14 protein-coding genes and 2 pseudogenes are annotated in these 18,230 nt (G+C 72.6%); 11 read left to right on the plus strand and 5 right to left on the minus strand.

From position 1 onward, the window contains the following. Window positions 1-27: 27 nt before the first annotated feature. Window positions 28-1,437, minus strand: coding sequence for a DNA repair protein RadA (gene radA / locus HDC93_RS21180; protein ID WP_142161067.1), 1,410 nt, complete (start codon window positions 1,435-1,437; stop codon window positions 28-30). Window positions 1,438-1,633: 196 nt separating this feature from the next. Between radA and HDC93_RS21185 the strand changes: the two genes are divergently transcribed. Further along, on the plus strand, window positions 1,634-3,364 hold the full coding sequence (locus tag HDC93_RS21185) for a BACON domain-containing protein (RefSeq protein ID WP_185012436.1): 1,731 nt from the start codon (window positions 1,634-1,636) through the stop codon (window positions 3,362-3,364). A gap of 8 nt (window positions 3,365-3,372) precedes the next feature. Here the strand turns inward: HDC93_RS21185 and HDC93_RS21190 are convergent, their stop codons facing one another. Next, a complete protein-coding gene (locus HDC93_RS21190) occupies window positions 3,373-4,191 on the minus strand; it encodes a hypothetical protein (protein ID WP_185012437.1) in 819 nt (272 codons plus the stop codon). Window positions 4,192-4,262: 71 nt separating this feature from the next. Here HDC93_RS21190 and HDC93_RS21195 point away from each other — a divergent pair, with 71 nt between their 5' ends. From HDC93_RS21195 to ilvD, 4 genes are all read left to right on the plus strand, one after another. Next, window positions 4,263-5,195 carry a Ppx/GppA phosphatase family protein gene (locus tag HDC93_RS21195; protein ID WP_185012438.1) on the plus strand — a complete coding sequence of 311 codons (933 nt, stop codon included), beginning with the start codon at window positions 4,263-4,265 and terminating at the stop codon, window positions 5,193-5,195. An 82-nt stretch (window positions 5,196-5,277) separates the two neighbouring features. Beyond that, window positions 5,278-6,102, plus strand: a complete 825-nt coding sequence (locus HDC93_RS21200) for a sugar phosphate isomerase/epimerase (RefSeq protein WP_185012439.1) — start codon at window positions 5,278-5,280, stop codon at window positions 6,100-6,102. After that, window positions 6,099-6,731 (plus strand): TetR/AcrR family transcriptional regulator, encoded by a 633-nt coding sequence (locus HDC93_RS21205; RefSeq protein ID WP_185012440.1) that lies wholly within the window; start codon window positions 6,099-6,101, stop codon window positions 6,729-6,731. The genes HDC93_RS21200 and HDC93_RS21205 overlap by 4 nt, the downstream gene beginning before the upstream one ends. 183 nt (window positions 6,732-6,914) lie before the next feature. Continuing rightward, window positions 6,915-8,768, plus strand: coding sequence for a dihydroxy-acid dehydratase (ilvD, locus tag HDC93_RS21210; protein ID WP_185012441.1), 1,854 nt, complete (start codon window positions 6,915-6,917; stop codon window positions 8,766-8,768). 372 nt (window positions 8,769-9,140) lie between these two features. On the opposite strand, the gene HDC93_RS21215 is transcribed toward ilvD, so the two are convergent. After that, window positions 9,141-11,303 carry a protein kinase domain-containing protein gene (locus HDC93_RS21215; protein ID WP_185012442.1) on the minus strand — a complete coding sequence of 721 codons (2,163 nt, stop codon included), beginning with the start codon at window positions 11,301-11,303 and terminating at the stop codon, window positions 9,141-9,143. Between the two features lie 181 nt (window positions 11,304-11,484). Here HDC93_RS21215 and HDC93_RS21220 point away from each other — a divergent pair, with 181 nt between their 5' ends. Beyond that, on the plus strand, window positions 11,485-11,805 hold the full coding sequence (locus HDC93_RS21220) for an SH3 domain-containing protein (RefSeq protein ID WP_185012443.1): 321 nt from the start codon (window positions 11,485-11,487) through the stop codon (window positions 11,803-11,805). A gap of 236 nt (window positions 11,806-12,041) precedes the next feature. Continuing rightward, window positions 12,042-12,554, plus strand: coding sequence for an EamA/RhaT family transporter (locus tag HDC93_RS21225; RefSeq protein ID WP_185012444.1), 513 nt, complete (start codon window positions 12,042-12,044; stop codon window positions 12,552-12,554). Between the two features lie 24 nt (window positions 12,555-12,578). Here the strand turns inward: HDC93_RS21225 and HDC93_RS21230 are convergent. Then, a pseudogene (locus HDC93_RS21230) lies at window positions 12,579-12,749 on the minus strand (TetR/AcrR family transcriptional regulator); the annotation flags it as partial. A gap of 450 nt (window positions 12,750-13,199) precedes the next feature. Between HDC93_RS21230 and HDC93_RS21235 the strand changes: the two are divergent. From HDC93_RS21235 to proC, 4 genes and pseudogenes are all read left to right on the plus strand, one after another. Further along, window positions 13,200-14,003 (plus strand): annotated as a pseudogene (locus HDC93_RS21235) (class I SAM-dependent methyltransferase); the annotation flags it as partial. A 32-nt stretch (window positions 14,004-14,035) separates the two neighbouring features. After that, window positions 14,036-14,896, plus strand: a complete 861-nt coding sequence (locus HDC93_RS21240; RefSeq protein ID WP_185012445.1) for an ABC transporter ATP-binding protein — start codon at window positions 14,036-14,038, stop codon at window positions 14,894-14,896. After that, a complete protein-coding gene (locus tag HDC93_RS21245) occupies window positions 14,893-15,672 on the plus strand; it encodes an ABC transporter permease (RefSeq protein ID WP_185012446.1) in 780 nt (259 codons plus the stop codon). Before HDC93_RS21240 ends, HDC93_RS21245 begins: the two co-directional genes overlap by 4 nt. A gap of 104 nt (window positions 15,673-15,776) precedes the next feature. Further along, a complete protein-coding gene (proC, locus tag HDC93_RS21250; protein WP_185012447.1) occupies window positions 15,777-16,589 on the plus strand; it encodes a pyrroline-5-carboxylate reductase in 813 nt (270 codons plus the stop codon). 44 nt (window positions 16,590-16,633) lie between these two features. On the opposite strand, the gene trpS is transcribed toward proC, so the two are convergent. Next, window positions 16,634-17,680: a tryptophan--tRNA ligase gene (trpS, locus tag HDC93_RS21255; protein WP_185012448.1), complete on the minus strand. Its 1,047-nt coding sequence runs from the start codon at window positions 17,678-17,680 to the stop codon at window positions 16,634-16,636. Window positions 17,681-18,230: the final 550 nt, after the last annotated feature.

An 18,230-nucleotide genomic window follows, 5' to 3' on the forward strand; every position in this document is an offset into this window, starting at 1 on the left:
CACGGACGGGCGAGACCAGGGCAAAGTCTACCGGCGACCCTCCTCGTCCCGTGGGGCCTCTCTGCGACGGGAGCGGGGAAGGACCCTCAGGGCGTCCCCTATGTCCGCGACTTCCAGGACCTTCATGCCCGCCGGGACCTTGCCCGGATCGCCCGGGACCAGCGCGTGCGTGAAGCCCAGACGGTGGGCTTCGGCCAGTCTGCGCTGCACTCCGGTGACCCGTCTCACCTCGCCCGCGAGGCCCACTTCGCCGATCGCGACGAGATTCTTCGGGAGAGGTGTGTCACTCGCCGCGCTCGCCAGGGCGAGGGCGACGGCCAGGTCCGCGGCGGGCTCGGTGAGCTTCACCCCGCCGACCGTCGCGGAGTAGATGTCCCTTTTGCCCAAGGCGCTGATCCGCCCCCGCTGTTCCAGCACCGCGAGCATCATCGAGACGCGGGAGGTCTCCAGGCCCGAGGTGGTGCGGCGCGGGGAGGGGATCTGAGAGTCGACCGTGAGCGCCTGGACCTCGGCGACCAGCGGGCGGCGGCCCTCCAGGGTGACGGTCAGGCAGGTGCCCGGGACCGGTTCGGCCCGGCGGGTCAGGAAGAGCCCGCTCGGGTCGGCGAGACCGGTGATGCCCTCGTCGTGCAGCTCGAAGCAGCCGACCTCGTCGGTGGTGCCGTAGCGGTTCTTGACGCCGCGCACGAGGCGCAGGCGGGCGTGCCGGTCGCCCTCGAAGCTCAGGACGACGTCCACCAGGTGCTCCAGCAGGCGCGGGCCCGCGATCGCGCCGTCCTTGGTGACGTGGCCCACCAGCAGCGTGGACATGCCGCGTTCCTTGGAGGCCCGGATGAGGGCGCCCGCGACCTCCCGCACCTGGGCCATGCCGCCGGGCGCGCCGTCGATCTCGGGGGAGGCCACCGTCTGCACCGAGTCCATGATCAGCAGCGACGGCTTCACCGCGTCCAAGTGGCCCAGCACCGCGGCCAGATCCGTCTCGGCCGCCAGATACAGGTGGTCGTCGATGGCGCCGATGCGGTCGGCGCGCAGCCGGACCTGGCTCGCCGACTCCTCGCCCGTGACGTACAGCGTGCGGTGCTCGTCGCTCGCGGACTTGGCCGCCACGTCCAGCAGAAGCGTGGACTTGCCGACGCCCGGTTCGCCCGCGACCAGCACCACCGCGCCGGGGACCAGCCCGCCGCCGAGCACGCGGTCCAGCTCGGGCACGCCGGTGGGACGGGCGGTGGCCTGGCGGCCGTCCACCTGTCCGATGGGCAGGGCGGAGGTGGTGACCCGGCCCGGTGCCGTCGTACGCACCGCGGGCGCGCCGTACTCCTCGACCGTCCCCCAGGCCTGGCACTCGGGGCAGCGGCCGAGCCACTTCGCCGTCTGCCAGCCGCATTCCGTGCAGCGGTAGGACGGACGGTCCTTGGTGGTCTTCGTACGGGCAGCCATGGACGAAACCGTAGCCGCAAGCACTGACATCCCGGGACCGGCCGACGGCGGCGATCTGCGCGCCAGGGGTTCGCCACCCCGCGCCAGCGGCGGAACGACCGGTTCATGTCCCCGATTGAGGGATCGTTTCACCCGTACGGATTAAATGTGCTCAAGCCGCCTGAAGGTGCCACTCCCGGCCCCCTACGGTCGCCGAATGATGAGCAGTACTCCGGAGATCTCGACCCGCTCGGCCCGCACGGTCGGCGCCCACCGGGCGCACCGGGAGGCGCGCGACCGCGGGGCGGCGCGCACGCTGGCGCAGCGGCCGCCCGCGCCCTACGAGCCCTACCTGGACGGCCTGTTCACCTACTGCCTGTCCGTGCTGTGCGACCACGAGGCCGCGACCGCCGCCCTGGGCGACGTCCTCGCACTCGCCGAACGCCGGGGCCGGCACGGCCCCCAGGCGCCCGCGGACCGCAGGGCCTGGCTGTACGCGCTGGCCCGCTGGGCGTGCCTGCGCAAGCTGGCCGAGGCCAAGCAGAAACGTCAGAGCAGCCATGCCGCGGGCCGTACCGGCCGGCAGCGCGCCGAGCGTCCGGCCGCCCCGGCCGCCTCCGAGGAGGTCCAGGAGCGGCGCCGTCGCGAACTGGCCCTGCTGGCCTGGCCGGAGGCCGCCGGCACCACGCCCGAGCAGCGCGAGGCGCTCGAACTGGCCGTGCGCCACCACCTCGCCGCCCGCGAGGTCGCCGCCGTCCTCGGCATGGCCCCGGCCGCCGCCCGCGATCTGCTCGCCTCCGCCGCCTGCGAGGTGGAACGCACGCGTGCGGCCCTCGCCGTGGTCGAGACCGGGGCGTGTCCGAGCGTGTCGCACCTCGCCGGCGACGAGCGGCTCGTGCTCGGCACGGCCCTGCGCCGCGAACTCGTCCGGCACGTCGACGACTGCCCGCGCTGCCGCCGCGCCGCCGAGCGCGCCACCCCCGGCCGCTGGCCCGGCACCAGCGTCACCCCCGCCGAACTGCCCGTCCTGCCGGCGCCCCGCGCGGCCCTGCACGTCGCGATGGCCCACCACCCGCGCGCGCGGACCGCCGCACCCCGCTTCGACCGGCGCGGCTTCCCGATGGACCCCAAGGACCACGCCGCCCGCAGGGACCGCCTGCGCGCGCGTGCCGTCACCACGACCGTCGTCGCCACCGTCGTGGCCGCCCCCGTCCTCGCCCTGTGGGCCGCCTACCGGGGCACCCCCATCGGCGAGGGCCAGGACGGCCGCTCGGCCTCCGCGCGCGAGGCGGACGACCCGTTCGGCCCGGACGGCGAGATGGCGGACGGCGGCTACGAGAACACCGGCAACGCGAGCACCCGCCCCGGCCCCCGCTTCGGCAAGGACGGCAAGGCCGACGTGTCCGTCGAGGTGATCGGCGTCGCCGGCGCGGGACGCGAGAGCGCCCTGGAGGTCACAGCCGACAACAGCGGCGACACCACCCTGGTCACGCTGACCGCGAGCGGCCCGGCCCCGGTCCGCTGGTCCGCGTCGACGGGAGCCCCCTGGCTCTACCTCAGCCGGTCCTCGGGAACGCTCCGGCCCGGCGAGTCGGTGACGATCAAGGTGTACGTCGACCACCTGCGGGAGCCCGCGGGGCCCTGGCACGCGCAGGTCGCGGTCGCACCCGTGGGCGCCGTCGTCCGCATCGAGGGCTACGGCACCGCGCCCAGCCCCTCCGACCCCGGCCCGGCCCCCCGCCCCAGCGGCCCGGGCGACCCGTCTCCGACCCACCCGGACCCGACGCCCACGACCTCCGCCCCGGACCCGGACCCGACGCCGACCACTCCGCCCCCGTCGACCGACCCGGATCCCACGCCCACGCCGACGGACCCGGCCCCGACCGACCCCACGGGCGCGACGCCACCGCCGTCGGACAGCGGCGACCCGAGCCCGGTCACGTCGTAGCCGGGCCCTCAGGCCCCAGGGCTCGCCGGATGCGCGGGATCCGCGGGGTGCGGTGCCAGCAGCGGCAACTGCGAGGCCAGCCGCTCCTCGCACAGCTCGACCAGTCGGTCGTAGCCGGCCTTGCCCATCAGCTCGATCAGCTCGGGCCGGTAGGAGACGTACACGGGGTCGCCCGCGCCGTGGGCCGAGGTCGCCGACGTGCACCACCAGTGCAGGTCGTGGCCGCCCGGGCCCCAGCCGCGGCGGTCGTACTCACCGATCGACACCTGGAGGACGCGCGTGTCGTCGGGCCGGTCGATCCACTCGTACGTCCGCCGCACCGGCAGCTGCCAGCACACGTCCGGCTTGGTCTCCAGCGGCTCGCGGCCCTCCTTCAGGGCCAGGATGTGCAGCGAGCAGCCCATGCCGCCCTCGAAGCCCGGCCGGTTCTGGAAGATGCACGAGCCCTGGAAGGGCCGCGTCTGCCGCTCGCCGTCCTCGTCCTCAAAGACCCAGCCGCCCCGCGTGCCCTCGGCATGGTGCTGCCAGATGTCCGGCGTGAGCCTGGCCACATGCTCGGCGACGCGCTTCTCGTCGTCCTCGTCGGAGAAGTGCGCACCCAGCGTGCAGCACCCGTCGTCCGCGCGGCCCGCCTGGATGCCCTGGCAGCCGCTGCCGAAGATGCAGTTCCAGCGAGATGTCAGCCATGTCAGATCGCAGCGGAAGACCTGCTCGTCGTCCGCCGGATCAGGAAACTCCACCCAGGCGCGAGCGAAGTCGAGGCCCTTCTCGTCGGCCTCCACGACGCCCGGTGATTTGTCGCGCTTCGCCTTTTTCGTCTTTGGCACGAGTCCAGGGTACGGGCCTCGTGCCCCCGCCGAGGACCGCGGAGGGCCCGGCGGGCAGTAGCGTTCCGTACATGAGACTCGGTGTCCTCGACGTGGGATCGAACACGGTGCATCTGCTCGTGGTGGACGCGCACCCCGGCGCGTGCCCGCTGCCCGCGCACTCGCACAAGGCGGAACTGCGCCTCGCCCAGCTCCTCGACGACGACGGCGCGATCGGCCCGCACGGCGTCGACCGGCTGATCTCGGTCATCCAGGAGGCGCTCCAGGCCGCCGAGGACAAGGGCGTCGAAGAGGTCCTCCCGTTCGCCACCTCCGCCGTGCGCGAGGCCCGCAACGCCGACGACGTCCTCGCCCGCGTGCGCGCCGAGACGGGCGTCGAGCTCCAGGTCCTCACCGGCGCCGAGGAGGCCCGGCTCACCTTCCTCGCCGCCCGCCGCTGGTTCGGCTGGTCGGCCGGGAAGCTGCTGGTCCTGGACATCGGCGGCGGCTCCCTGGAGGTCGCCTACGGCATCGACGAGGAGCCCGACGCGGCCGCCTCGCTGCCGCTTGGCGCCGGCCGCCTCACCGCCGGGTGGCTCCCCGGCGACCCGCCCGCCCCGGACGACGTCCGCGCCCTGCGCCGGCACGTGCGGACCGAGATCGCCCGCACGGTCGGCGAATTCAGCCGCCTCGGCACCCCCGACCACGTCGTCGCCACGTCGAAGACCTTCAAGCAACTGGCCCGCATCGCCGGCGCCGCCCGCTCCGCCGAGGGCCTCTACGTCCAGCGCGAGCTCAAGCGGGAGTCCGTGGAGGGCTGGGTCCCGCGCCTGGCCGCCATGACCGAGCGGGAGCGCACGGAGCTGCCGGGCGTCTCCGAGGGCAGGGCCGGGCAGCTCGTGGCGGGCGCCCTGGTCGCCGAGGCCGCGATGGACCTCTTCGGCGTGGAGCGCGTCGAGATATGCCCCTGGGCGCTGAGGGAAGGCGTGATCCTGCGTCGCCTGGATCACATGGAGTCCGCGTAGGAGCCCGCTCGTCTATGGCAAACACCACAACGGCCAAGAGGCCCCCCACGCCACCCCGACCACACCCCGTAATCTGTCCTGCATGGCAGAGCCAGCCGTGAAGATCCCGGACGCGAAGGTCGCCCTGTCGACGGCCTCGGTCTACCCGGAGTCGACGGCCACGGCCTTCGAGATCGCCGCGCGCCTCGGTTACGACGGAGTCGAGGTCATGGTCTGGACCGACCCGGTCAGCCAGGACGTCGAGGCCCTGCGCAGACTCAGCGACTACCACCGGATCCCGATCCTGGCCGTGCACGCCCCGTGCCTGCTCATCACGCAGCGCGTCTGGTCCACCGACCCCTGGACCAAGCTCCAGCGGGCCCGCGCGGCGGCGGAGAAGCTCGACGCGAGCACGGTCGTGGTCCACCCGCCGTTCCGCTGGCAGCGCCAGTACGCCCGGGACTTCGTCAACGGCATCTGGCGCATGGCCAACGAGACGGACGTACGGTTCGCCGTCGAGAACATGTACCCCTGGCGCTACCGCGACCGCGAGATGCTCGCGTACGCGCCCGACTGGGACGTGACGAAGGACGACTACCGGCACTTCACGATCGACCTCAGCCACACCGCGACGGCCCGCTCCGACGCCCTGGACATGGTCGACCGCATGGGGGACCGGCTCGGCCACGTCCACCTCGCCGACGGCCGGGGTTCGGCCAAGGACGAGCACCTGGTGCCCGGCCGCGGCACGCAGCCCTGCGCCGAGGTGCTGGAGCGGCTCGCCCTGACGGGCTTCGACGGGCACGTCGTCATCGAGGTCAACACCCGCCGCGCGATGTCGAGCGCGGAGCGCGAGGCCGATCTGGCGGAGGCCCTGGCCTTCACCCGCCTGCACCTGGCCTCGGCCGTGAAGGTGCCGCGGTCATGACCGACGGGCCGGCGGCGGGCAGCGGGTCCGGCACGGCCGCCCGCCGCCGTGGCCGCCCCCCGCGCACGGAGTCGGCGGACACCCGCGACCGCATCCTGACCGCCGCCCGCGACGAGTTCTCCGAGCGCGGCTACGAGAAGACGTCCGTGCGCGGCATCGCCAAGTCCGCCGGCGTCGACTCGGCCCTCGTGCACCACTACTTCGGCACGAAGGAGCAGGTCTTCGAGGCGGCGATCACCCTGGCCTTCGGACCCGCCCTGCAGGCCCCGAAGGCCATCGAGGAGGGCCCGCTGGACGGGGTGGGGGAGCGCCTGGCCCGCTTCTTCTTCGGCGTCTGGGAGAACCCGGCGACCCGCGCGCCGCTGCTCGCCATCGTCCGCTCCGCCCTCACCAACGACACCGCGGCCGCCGTCTTCCGGCGGATCATCGCCACCCAGGTGCTGCGCCGCATCGCGGTACGGCTGGAGCTGCCGGACGCCGAGCTGCGGGCCGAGCTCGCGGCGGCGCAGCTCGTGGGCACCGCCATCCTGCGCTACGTCCTCAGGATCGAGCCGCTGGCCTCGGCGGACCCGGAGCAGGTCATCGCGCGGCTCGCGCCCGTCGTACAGGGACATCTGACCGATCCGTAGGGCGTGCGGGTGCCGTCGTACAGGGACATCTGACCGATCCGTAAGGCCTGCGGGTGCCGTCGTCCGAGACAGGCGTCCCGCATTCCGGACACACCGTCCCGCCCACTGGATGACCGGCGTACGCTCGGTAGCAGTCAGAAATCTCCGAACTCTCTGACGCCGTCTTTGAAGGAGCGAGCGACGATGCCCGAGCTGAGGTCCCGCACAGTCACCCACGGCCGCAACATGGCGGGCGCACGCGCCCTGATGCGCGCCTCCGGTGTACCGGGCGGGGACATCGGCCGCAAGCCGATCATCGCGGTCGCCAACAGCTTCACCGAGTTCGTGCCCGGCCACACGCACCTGGCGCCGGTCGGCCGGATCGTCAGCGAGGCGGTCGTCGCCGCCGGCGGCATCCCGCGCGAGTTCAACACGATCGCCGTCGACGACGGTATCGCCATGGGCCACGGCGGCATGCTGTACTCCCTGCCCTCCCGCGACCTGATCGCGGACAGCGTGGAGTACATGGTCGAGGCGCACTGCGCCGACGCCCTGATCTGCATCTCCAACTGCGACAAGATCACCCCGGGCATGCTGAACGCCGCCCTGCGGCTGAACATCCCGACGGTCTTCGTCTCCGGCGGCCCGATGGAGTCCGGCCGCGCCACCCTGGTCGACGGCACGGTCCGCACGCTCGACCTGGTCGACGCGATCTCCGACGCCGTGAACGACAAGATCTCGGACGAGGACATCCTCCGCATCGAGGAGAACGCCTGTCCGACCTGCGGCTCCTGTTCCGGCATGTTCACCGCCAACTCGATGAACTGCCTGACCGAGGCCATCGGCCTCTCCCTCCCGGGCAACGGCTCGGTCCTCGCCACGCACACGGCCCGCAAACAGCTGTACGTGAACGCGGCCAACACGGTCATGGACATCACCCGCCGCTACTACGAGCAGGACGACGAGACGGTCCTGCCCCGCAGCGTGGCCTCCTTCGCGGCGTTCGAGAACGCCATGGCCCTCGACATCGCCATGGGCGGCTCCACCAACACGATCCTGCACCTGCTGGCCGCCGCCCAGGAGGCCGGCGTCCCCTTCGGCCTGGACGAGATCAACGCCGTCTCGCGCCGTGTGCCGTGCCTGGCCAAGGTCGCCCCGAACGTCGCCAAGGACCGCACGTACTACATGGAGGACGTGCACCGCGCCGGCGGCATCCCCGCCCTGCTCGGCGAGCTGCACCGGGCGGGCCTGCTCAACGAGGACGTGCACTCCGTGCACAGCCCGTCCCTCGGCGACTGGCTGAAGACCTGGGACGTGCGCGGCGGCTCCCCGTCCGCCGAGGCGGTCGAGCTGTGGCACGCGGCGCCCGGCTGCGTCCGCTCCGCCGAGGCCTTCTCCCAGTCCGAGCGCTGGGAGGCCCTGGACGAGGACGCCGAGGGCGGCTGCATCCGCTCCGCCGAGCACGCCTACTCCAAGGACGGCGGCCTCGCGGTCCTCAAGGGCAACCTGGCCGTGGACGGCTGCGTCGTGAAGACGGCCGGCGTCGACGAGTCCATCTGGACCTTCGAGGGCCCGGCGGTGGTCTGCGAGTCGCAGGAGGAGGCCGTCCAGAAGATCCTCACCCAGCAGGTCAAGGACGGCGACGTGGTCGTCATCCGCTACGAGGGCCCCAAGGGCGGCCCCGGTATGCAGGAGATGCTCTACCCGACCTCGTACCTGAAGGGCCGCGGCCTCGGCAAGACCTGCGCGCTGGTCACGGACGGCCGCTTCTCCGGCGGCACCTCCGGCCTGTCCATCGGCCACGCCTCGCCCGAGGCGGCCGCGGGCGGCACCATCGCCCTGGTCGAGGACGGCGACCGCGTCCGCATCGACATCCCGAACCGCTCCATCGAACTGCTGGTGGACGACGCCGAACTGGCCCGCCGCGACCAGGCGCTGAACGGCGTGTACGCCCCGAAGAACCGCGACCGCAAGGTCTCGGCGGCGCTGCGGGCCTACGCGGCGATGGCGACGAGCGCGGACAAGGGCGCGGTGCGGGACGTGTCGAAGCTGGGCTGACCTGGTCTCGCGCCGAGGGCCGTCTTCCGCGTGCCGGGGGGCGGCTCTCGCGTATGCCCGTCGGCTGCCGGGTGGCTCTCGCGTATGCCCGTCGGCTGCCGGGTGGTCCTCGCATGCCCGACGACGACCGGGCGGTCCTCGCGCATGCCCGACGACGACCGGGCGGTCCTCGCGCATGCCCGACGACGACCGGGCGGTCCTCGCGCATGCCCGACGACGACCGGGCGGTTTCGCGCATGCCTGTCGGCGACCGGGCCGCCGGAGCCGATGCCTGTCGGCGACCGGGCCGCCGGAGCCGATGCCTGTCGGCGACCGGGCCGCCGGAGCCGATGCCTGTCGGCGACCGGGCCGCCGTGAACCGATGCCCGTCGGCTACCAGGCCGCCGGATCGCGCCCGTTCACGGCGAAGACGGTCCCGTCCGGCGCACTGCCGTAGACCCGGTCGCCCACCACCACGGGCTCGGGCAGCACGGCCGGGATCCGGTCCGACCGGTCGCCCAGCAGGGGGGACGTCTGCCCGGCGAGCTTCCCGCGCCGGGCGTCGACGGCGAGCAGCCGCCCGTCCGACGCGGCCACGTACACGTACCGGTCACCGGCGACCGGCGTGGACCCCCGCATCGTTCCCGTCTCCAGACTCCACAACTGCTCACGCGCCTCGAGATCGACGGCCACCATCGATCCCCCGGTCCCCATGAGGTAGACCCGGTTCCCGCGCACGGCGCCATGGGCCTGCTGGAGGAGAGTGGCGAGGGGCACACGGCGGGTCTCACCCGTCTTCGGGGTGTAGCGGAGCACGCCCCGCGCATCGCCGTGCACCGCGTCGACGGACAGGAGGAACACCGAGCCGTCCGACGCGCCGAAGGGCTTCAGTGTCCCGTCGAGCCGGACGTCCGACCGCACGTCACCCGTCTGCGGGTCCACCACGGTGAGCCGGGTGCGCTTCCCGTCCCCCGACGCGCTGATGGCGTACGCCGACGGGTCACCGGTGAACGTGGCGACGTACGGCATCTCATGGCCGGGGATCCGGGTGCTCCACCGCGAGTCGCCCGAGGCGCCGTCCACGCCGGTGACCTTCCCGTCGGCACCCGTGACCAGGAGCATGCCGCCGGCGTACACCGCACTGCCGGCCTCGGGTGTGTCCCGCTGCCAGCGCACTTTGCCCGAGGCCGGATCGAGCGCCTCCAGGCGACGCCCCTGGTCCGGCGAGGGCTGGACGAGCCCACCGGCCAGCACCGGCGACTCCTTCCGGGGTCCCTTGCCGACAGGGTGCCGCCACAACAGGTGTCCGTCGGACGGATCCAGGGCGAAGACCAGGCCGGACGTGGCGCAGAGCAGCCGTCCTGCCCCGTGGGAGCACAGGGGTGCGCTGTCCCCGGCAGCCGGGGACGTCCGCCACCCGCTGAACGCCGCCGATGTGGTCCGCGGAGAGGCGGGCTGCGGTGAGCCGGCGTCAAAGTCGAGCAACGGGAGCGAGGCCAGGGCACCGACAACGGCCAGGCCGAACGCCCCGGCTCCGAGGAGCGTCCGTCTGCCGAGCCGCAGTCTTCTGACACGAGCGGCTTTCACCGCATCACCGGCCACCACGGCATGACCGGCCCCGACGGCACGGGCGGCTTCGACCCCACGGACGGGTTTCCCGGCGGGCGGCCACGACCCTTGGGCGTCCCCGGTCCGCTGAGCCGGTATGAACGTCTGCGTGTCGTACGACGCCGCGACGGATCGCAGCTCCCGCATCAACTCGTCCGGCGTCGGCCGCTCCTCCGGCTCCTTCGCCAGACACCGCAGCACCAGCGGCGCGACCTCGTCCGGCACACCGGTCAGGTCGGGCTCGTCGTGCACCACCTGGTAGGCGACGATGTACGGGCTGTCGGAGTCGAACGGCCCCCGCCCTGTGGCCGCGTGCACCATCACCGACCCGAGCGCGAAGATGTCGGCGGCCGGCCCCACCTCGCGCGGTCGCCGGAACTGCTCGGGCGCCATGAAGGGCGGCGTACCGATCAACCTCCCTGTCTCGGTGCGCAGTTCGCTGTCCATCGGCCGGGAGATGCCGAAGTCGATGACCTTCGGTCCGTCGTCGGCGAGCAGGACGTTGCTCGGTTTCAGATCTCTGTGGACGACCCCGGCACGATGGATGTCGCGCAGCGCCTCGGCCAGCCCCGCCATCAGGCGCCGCAACTGGGAGGGCTCCATGGGGCCGTTCCGCTTGACCTGGTCGGACAAGGTCGGTCCCGGGATGAACAGCGTCGCCATCCACGGCCGTTCGCTCTCCGGGTCGGCATCGACGACGGGTGCCGTGAAGGCGCCGCTCACCTTCCGCGCCGCCGCCACCTCCTGCCGGAAACGCCCTCTGAAGTCGGGGTCCTTGGCGAACTGGGCGTGTACGACCTTCACCGCGAGCTTCATCCCAAAGGCGCTGCGGGCCATATGCACGACACCCATGCCGCCCGAGCCCAGACGGGACTCCAGACGGTAGTGACCGGCGTATTCGGGAAGTTCCGCTTCCGCGCCCGATCCGGCGTTCCGCTGTGGCGCCATGGAACCACCCCCGTGCTGTTCGTCCGCGCGCGCGACGCACGGAGCCTAGTCGAAGACTCGTACGGGACAGAGACGGCTTGCTAGCCTCCACGAGCGAGTTACGCACACGTGTTTCATGGTGTGACTCGGGGGAATCAACGACACCCCATGGCAGTCATGGGGTTCAACGGGGGAGAAACGCATGTCTGTCGACCATGTCGAGGAACTCGAAGGCAGAGGCGAGGGGGAGGCCGTCACCATGGCGGCGTCGGCCCTGCGCTCGTACGCCGTCGCCCCGGGCGTCCGCCTGAACGTCCGCAGCGGCCCCGGCACCGGCTACGCCCTCGTCCGCGTCCTGCCCGAGGGAGCCAGGGTCACCATCTTCTGCCAGCGCCCCGGCACCACGGTGACGGGTCCGTACGGGACGACGAACATCTGGGACAACATCGACGACGGCGAGTACGTCTCGGACGCCTATGTGCAGACCGGCAGCGACGGCTACGTCCGCCCGCGCTGCTCCTGATCCGACTCTCGCCGGGCCGGGACCACTCACTCATGCCATCCGGTGGTCCCGGGGGTCGGGCAGTAGATCGGCACCCGGGTCACCGGCACGTACGGCACGTCGAACATCTGGGACAACACCGGCAGGGGTGAGTTCGTCGCGGACGCTTACGTCGAGACGGGCAGCGACGGCCACGTCGCCCCCGCTGCGGCTGGCCCGCACGGAGCCCGCGGTCCGGCAAGGGTCATAATCGACCCGTGAGTGCAGACGACAGCACCCGTGTCACCCCCGCGGGCTCCACGGCCGAGGCCCTCGGTCCCCGACCAGAACCCCTGCGCTTCTTCGGCACGACCTGGCTGAACCACGACAACGGCTACACCGCACGCCGTATCGCGGTCGCCGCCGGTTCCCTCGCCACCGCCGCCGCCTCCTGCCTCGTCCTCCGCCTCGCCTACCAGGGCCTCCGGATCGCCGCGATCGGCGGCTTCGTCACGCTGCTCATGGTCGTGATGTTCGCGATCTGCAGCGCGATGGCCTTCCGTCACACCTGGGACGGCTTCACCCGCCGCCCCGACCCGGACCGCCAGGCGTCCCTGCGCGGCCTTCTGACCGTCGGCTTCGTCGGCTCGCTCCTCGCCTACTTCTTCCGCTCCCTCACCGAGGCCCCCGGCGAGAGGCTCCACCGCGAGGAGTACGAAGAGGCCCGCAAGCAGTACGAGAAGCGCACGACCCGCCGCTCGGGCAACCCGAAGAACCGCCGCCGCGCGTAGCGGCCGCCGGCGAGGCCCTGCCGCCTACCGCTCCGCCACGACGCGCTCGACCGCCGCCGTCACCAGCTCTTCGCGCTCCGCTTCGGTGAAGACGTCCGCCAGGGTGAGCTGCTCGACGATCAGCCAGTTCAGGGTCAGCATGAGCAGCTTGACGGCCATGGCGTCGCCGGGGAGGCCGGAGGCCTCGTGCCTCGCCCGACGGGATCCGACCGTCCCCCTCCCCTCGATCTCACCGAAATCTCACCGCACCCCACCCCGCCCCCCGGCCACCATGGCCGTATGACCACATCGCCCTCCGCCCACCACCCCACCGGAGCCGACCCGACCCCCGAACCTCCTGCCGACCCGACCCCCGAACCTCCTGCCGGCACCCTCGAGCCCCCTGCCGGCGCCCTCGAGCCCCGTGTCGGCGCCCTCGAGCCCCGTGTCGGCGCCCTCGAGCCCCGTGTCGGCGCCCCCGAGCCCCGTGTCGGCGCCCTCGAGCCCCGTGTCGGCGCCCCCGAGCCCCCTGCCGGCGCCCTCGAGCCCCGTGTCGGCACCCTCGAACCCCCAGCCCACACCCTCGAGCCCCCAGCCGGCACCCTCGAACCCCCAGCCCACACCCTCGAGCCCCCAGCCGGCACCCTCGAACCCCCAGCCGACACCCCCGAGCCCACCCGAAGCGCCCGCGCCCACTCCTTCAACGCCGCGGCGGCCCAGTACGCCGCCAACCGCCCGTCCTACCCCCCAGCCCTCTTCGACGCGATAGAAGACCTGACCGGCCGTCCCCCCGCCGGCGCCCGCGTCGCCGACATCGGCGCCGGCACCGGCATCGCCACCGCCCTCCTGCACGCCCGGGGCGCGGACGTCGTCGCCGTGGAACCCGGAGACGGCATGGCGGCCCAGTTCCGCCGCGCCCTGCCCGGCATCCCGGTCATCCGCGGCACGGGCGACGACCTCCCCCTCACCGACGCCTCCGTCGATCTCGTCACCTACGCCCAGGCCTGGCACTGGACCGACCCCGCCCGCGCGGCCCCGGAGGCCCTGCGCGTCCTGCGCCCCGGCGGCGCCCTCGCCCTGTGGTGGAACACCGACGCGCTCGACGTCCCCTGGATCGCCGAGGCCGCCGCCCGCATCGCCCGTCACTTCGACATCGACGTCTCCGCCGAGAAGCGCAACGTCGACGCCCGCGCCGCCGACCCCACCGGCCTCCTCGACTTCACCCGCCGCACGGTCCGCTGGAGCCGCCGCGTCCCGGTCGACACCCACCTGGCCAACATCGGCAGCCACTCGGTCTTCCTCGTTCACGGCGCCGACCACACCGCGTCGTTCCTGACCGAGGAACGCGAGCACCTGCTCCGGGCGTTCCCGGACGGCTTCGTCGAGGAGGTCTACGAGGTCGTCCTGCTCCTCGCCAGGACCCCGGCCGGACGCGCACCCACCCGAAGGCCGCACACCCCGGCGGCTTGACGCGTCCGACCCCCGGGAGCATTATTCATCGCATGATGAATAATGCTCCCGGCTCGCCACGCCAGGGCCCGGCGTCCACCCCCGGCCAGTTCCGGGACCCGGACACCCCCGCCGTCCTCGCCGAGAACCTCACCGTCGTACGCGGCCCCCGCACGGTCCTGCGCAACCTCGGCTTCACCGTCCCCCGGGGCCAGATCACCGGCCTCCTCGGCCCCTCCGGCTGCGGCAAGTCGACCCTGATGCGCGCCCTCGTCGGCACCCAGGCCAAGGTCACCGGCACGCTCGACGTCCTCGGCCGCCCCGCCGGCCACCCCACCCTGCGCACCCGCATCGGCTACGTCACCCAGGCCCCGTCCGTCTACGACGACCTGACCGTCCGCCAGAACCTCGACTACTTCGCCGCGATCCTCGACCCCGGCCGCCCCGCCGCCGCCCGGCGCGACGCCGACGTCACCCGCGCCATAGCCGACGTCGACCTCACCACCCACGCCGACGCCCTGGCCGGCAACCTCTCCGGCGGCCAGCGCAACCGCGTCTCCCTCGCCGTCGCCCTCCTAGGCTCCCCGGAACTCCTGGTCCTCGACGAACCCACCGTCGGCCTCGACCCGGTCCTGCGCCGCGACCTGTGGAACCTCTTCCACGACATCGCGACCGGCCGCGGCGCCACCCTCCTCGTCTCCTCCCACGTCATGGACGAGGCCGAGCGCTGCCACCGCCTCCTCCTCATGCGCGACGGCGAACTCCTCGCTGGGGGCACCTCCCGGCCGGAGGCAGGGGGAGACTCCCCCGACGCCCTGCGTACCCGCACCGGCGCCACCACCGTCGAGGAGGCCTTCCTACGGCTGGTGGACGAGGCGAAAGCAGCAGCCCGCACCAAGGAGACGACCCGATGACCACCACCGCGACCCGGCCGGCCACCCCTCCGAGGGCCCTGAGCGCCTCCCGCACCACCGCCACCGCGGCCCGGGTCCTCCGCCAGCTCACCCACGACCCCCGCACCATCGCGCTGATGATCCTCGTCCCCTGCGTGATGCTGTTCCTGCTGCGCTACGTCTTCGACGGCAGCCCGCGCACCTTCGACAACATCGGCGCGTCCCTCCTCGGGATCTTCCCCCTGATCACGATGTTCCTGGTGACGTCGATCGCCACCCTGCGCGAACGCACCTCGGGCACCCTCGAACGCCTCCTCGCCATGCCCCTCGGCAAAGGAGACCTCATCGCCGGCTACGCCCTCGCCTTCGGCACCCTCGCGATCATCCAGTCCGCCCTGGCCACCGGCCTCGCGCTCTGGTTCCTCGACCTCGACGTCACCGGCAGCCCCTGGCTCCTCCTCCTGGTGGCCCTCCTCGACGCCCTCCTCGGCACGGCCCTCGGCCTCTTCGTCTCGGCCTTCGCGGCCTCGGAGTTCCAGGCGGTCCAGTTCATGCCGGCGGTGATCTTCCCCCAACTGCTCCTGTGCGGCCTGTTCACCCCGCGCGACACCATGCACCCGGCCCTGGAGGCCATCTCCGACGTCCTCCCCGTGTCCTACGCCGTCGACGGCATGAACGAGGTCCTCCGCCACACGGACATGACCGCCACGTTCGTCCGGGACGCCCTGATCGTCGCGGGCTGCGCACTCCTGGTCCTGATCCTGGGCGCGGCGACCCTCAGGCGCCGGACCGCGTAGCCGTCCCGACGCGGCATCCCGTCCAGCGGACACCCGAGCCGTCCCCCACTCCCCGGTGCGAGGATGGACCCCGGACGACGCACCCTTCGGAGGCACCCCGCGCCATGACCCAGAAAGTCGCAGTCCTCGGCACCGGCAAGATCGGCGAAGCCCTGCTCAGCGGAATGATCCGCGCGGGCTGGACCCCGTCCGACCTCCTGGTCACCGCCCGCCGCCAGGAACGAGCCGAGGAACTCCGCAGCCGCTACGGCGTCACCCCGGTCACCAACGCCGAGGCCGCCAAGAACGCCGACACCCTGATCCTCACGGTCAAGCCGCAGGACATGGGCACCCTCCTCGACGAGCTCGCCCCGCACGTCCCCGCCGACCGCCTGGTCATCAGCGGCGCCGCCGGCATCCCCACGGCGTACTTCGAGGAGCGCCTCGCCCCCGACACCCCGGTCGTCCGCGTCATGACGAACACCCCCGCCCTCGTGGACGAGGCGATGTCCGTCATCTCCGCCGGCACGCACGCCACCGCCGACCACCTCGCCCACACCGAGGAGATCTTCGGCGCCGTCGGCAAGACGCTGCGCGTGCCCGAGTCCCAGCAGGACGCCTGCACCGCCCTCTCCGGCTCCGGCCCGGCCTACTTCTTCTACCTGGTCGAAGCCATGACCGACGCCGGCATCCTCCTCGGCCTGCCCCGCGACAAGGCCCACGACCTCATCGTCCAGTCCGCCATCGGCGCCGCGACGATGCTCCGCGACAGCGGCGAACACCCGGTCAAGCTCCGCGAGAACGTCACGTCCCCCGCCGGCACGACGATCAACGCCATCCGCGAACTCGAGAACCACGGCGTACGGGCCGCCCTCATCGCCGCCCTCGAAGCGGCCCGCGACCGCAGCCGCGCCCTGGCCTCCGGCAACAACAGCTGACCACCGGGGGCGGGCCCGACACCCGCCCCCGCAGCCGCCTCACCTCACACCGTCACCACGGCCCCGGCCCCGGCCGTCTCCGCCTCCGCCTCCGCCACAGCAGGCAACAACCCGATCGCCCGGTACGCGGCATCCACGGTCGGCCGTGCCATCCCCCGGGCCCGCTCCGCCCCGGCCCGCAGCACCCCCTCCACATGACCGGGATCGGCGCACAACTCCTTGTGCCTCTCCTGCAACGGCCGGAGCACCTCGACCACTGCCTCGGCGGTGTCCTTCTTCAAGGCCCCGTACGACGTGTACGCACCACTGAGCGCCTCGGGCTCGCCATCCGTGCACGCCGCGAGGATCTCCAGCAGGTTCGCGAGCCCCGGCCGGGTCTCCCGGTCGTACACGACCTCCCGCCCGCTGTCCGTCACCGCCCGCATGACCTTCTTGCGCACCACGTCCGGCTCGTCCAGCAGATAGACGACCCCCGGCCCGACGTCATCGCTCTTGCCCATCTTCGACGCCGGATCCTGCAGGTTCATCACCCGCGCCGCCACCCCCGGACGGGTGGCCCGCGGCACCACGAACGTATGCCCGTACCGCTGGTTGAACCGCACGGCGAGGTCCCGGGCGAGCTCCACATGCTGCCGCTGATCGTCCCCGACCGGCACCTCACCGGCCCCGTACGCCAGGATGTCCGCCGCCATCAGCACGGGATAGGTCAGCAGCGACAGCCGCACACTCCCGCCCCGCTGCCGCTCCCGCGCGGCCTTCTCCCTGTACTGGATCATCCGCCGCATCTCACCGTCGGTGGCCACGCACTCCAGTACGTAGGAGAGCCGGGCGTGCTCGTCCACATGGCTCTGCACGAACACCGTACAGAGCTCCGGATCCAGCCCGGCCGCCAGCAGCAGCGTCGCCGACTGCCGGCTCAGCCTGCGCACCCGGGCGGGATCGTGGTCCACGGTCAGGGCGTGCAGATCGACCACGCAGAACAGGGCGTCGGCCTCGTGCTGGTCCACCGCGGCCCACCGCCGCATGGCCCCGAGGTAGTTCCCCAGCGTCAGATGCCCCGTCGGCTTGACCCCGCTGAAGACCCGTGTCATCTCTCCACCTCCTGGTCGGGACCGCCGCCCCCGGCGGCCGCCCCTCCGTGGATCCGGGAGGGAGAAACGAAAACGGCCGCCGAAGCGGCGGCCGTCGAGTGCGTACGTGAGCGCGGCCGCCGTCAGGCGGCCCACCACAGTTGGGTGCACGTACGCGTTGTCATGAAGCCCAGGCTACGCCCCGAAGGTGCCGACCGCCCCTGAGTTGACACGCCCTACCCCCATCCGTAGTGTTCTCCGAGTTGCCCGACGTGAGCGCCGACTCCGGTCGGTCCCCGGGCAGCCAATCCGCAGGTACCAACCACTATTCGACGCGCAGCACGTCTGTCGTCGCTTCATTGGCATGTGTATTTTCGGAATGAGGAATCCGCGTTCGAAAGGACGCGGCTCCCGATTGGCTCGGGAGCCGGGGAATCCGCTAAAGTCTCACTCGTCGGAACGGCCCAACAGCCGCAAAGACAAACCCCGCTGACCGGGGATCAGGCCCGAAAGGATCTGATAGAGTCGGAACCGCCGGAAAGGGAAACGCGGAAGCGGGAACCTGGAAAGC

Source organism: Streptomyces sp. AK010, from assembly GCF_014207295.1.
GTDB classification, from domain to species: domain Bacteria; phylum Actinomycetota; class Actinomycetes; order Streptomycetales; family Streptomycetaceae; genus Streptomyces; species Streptomyces massasporeus.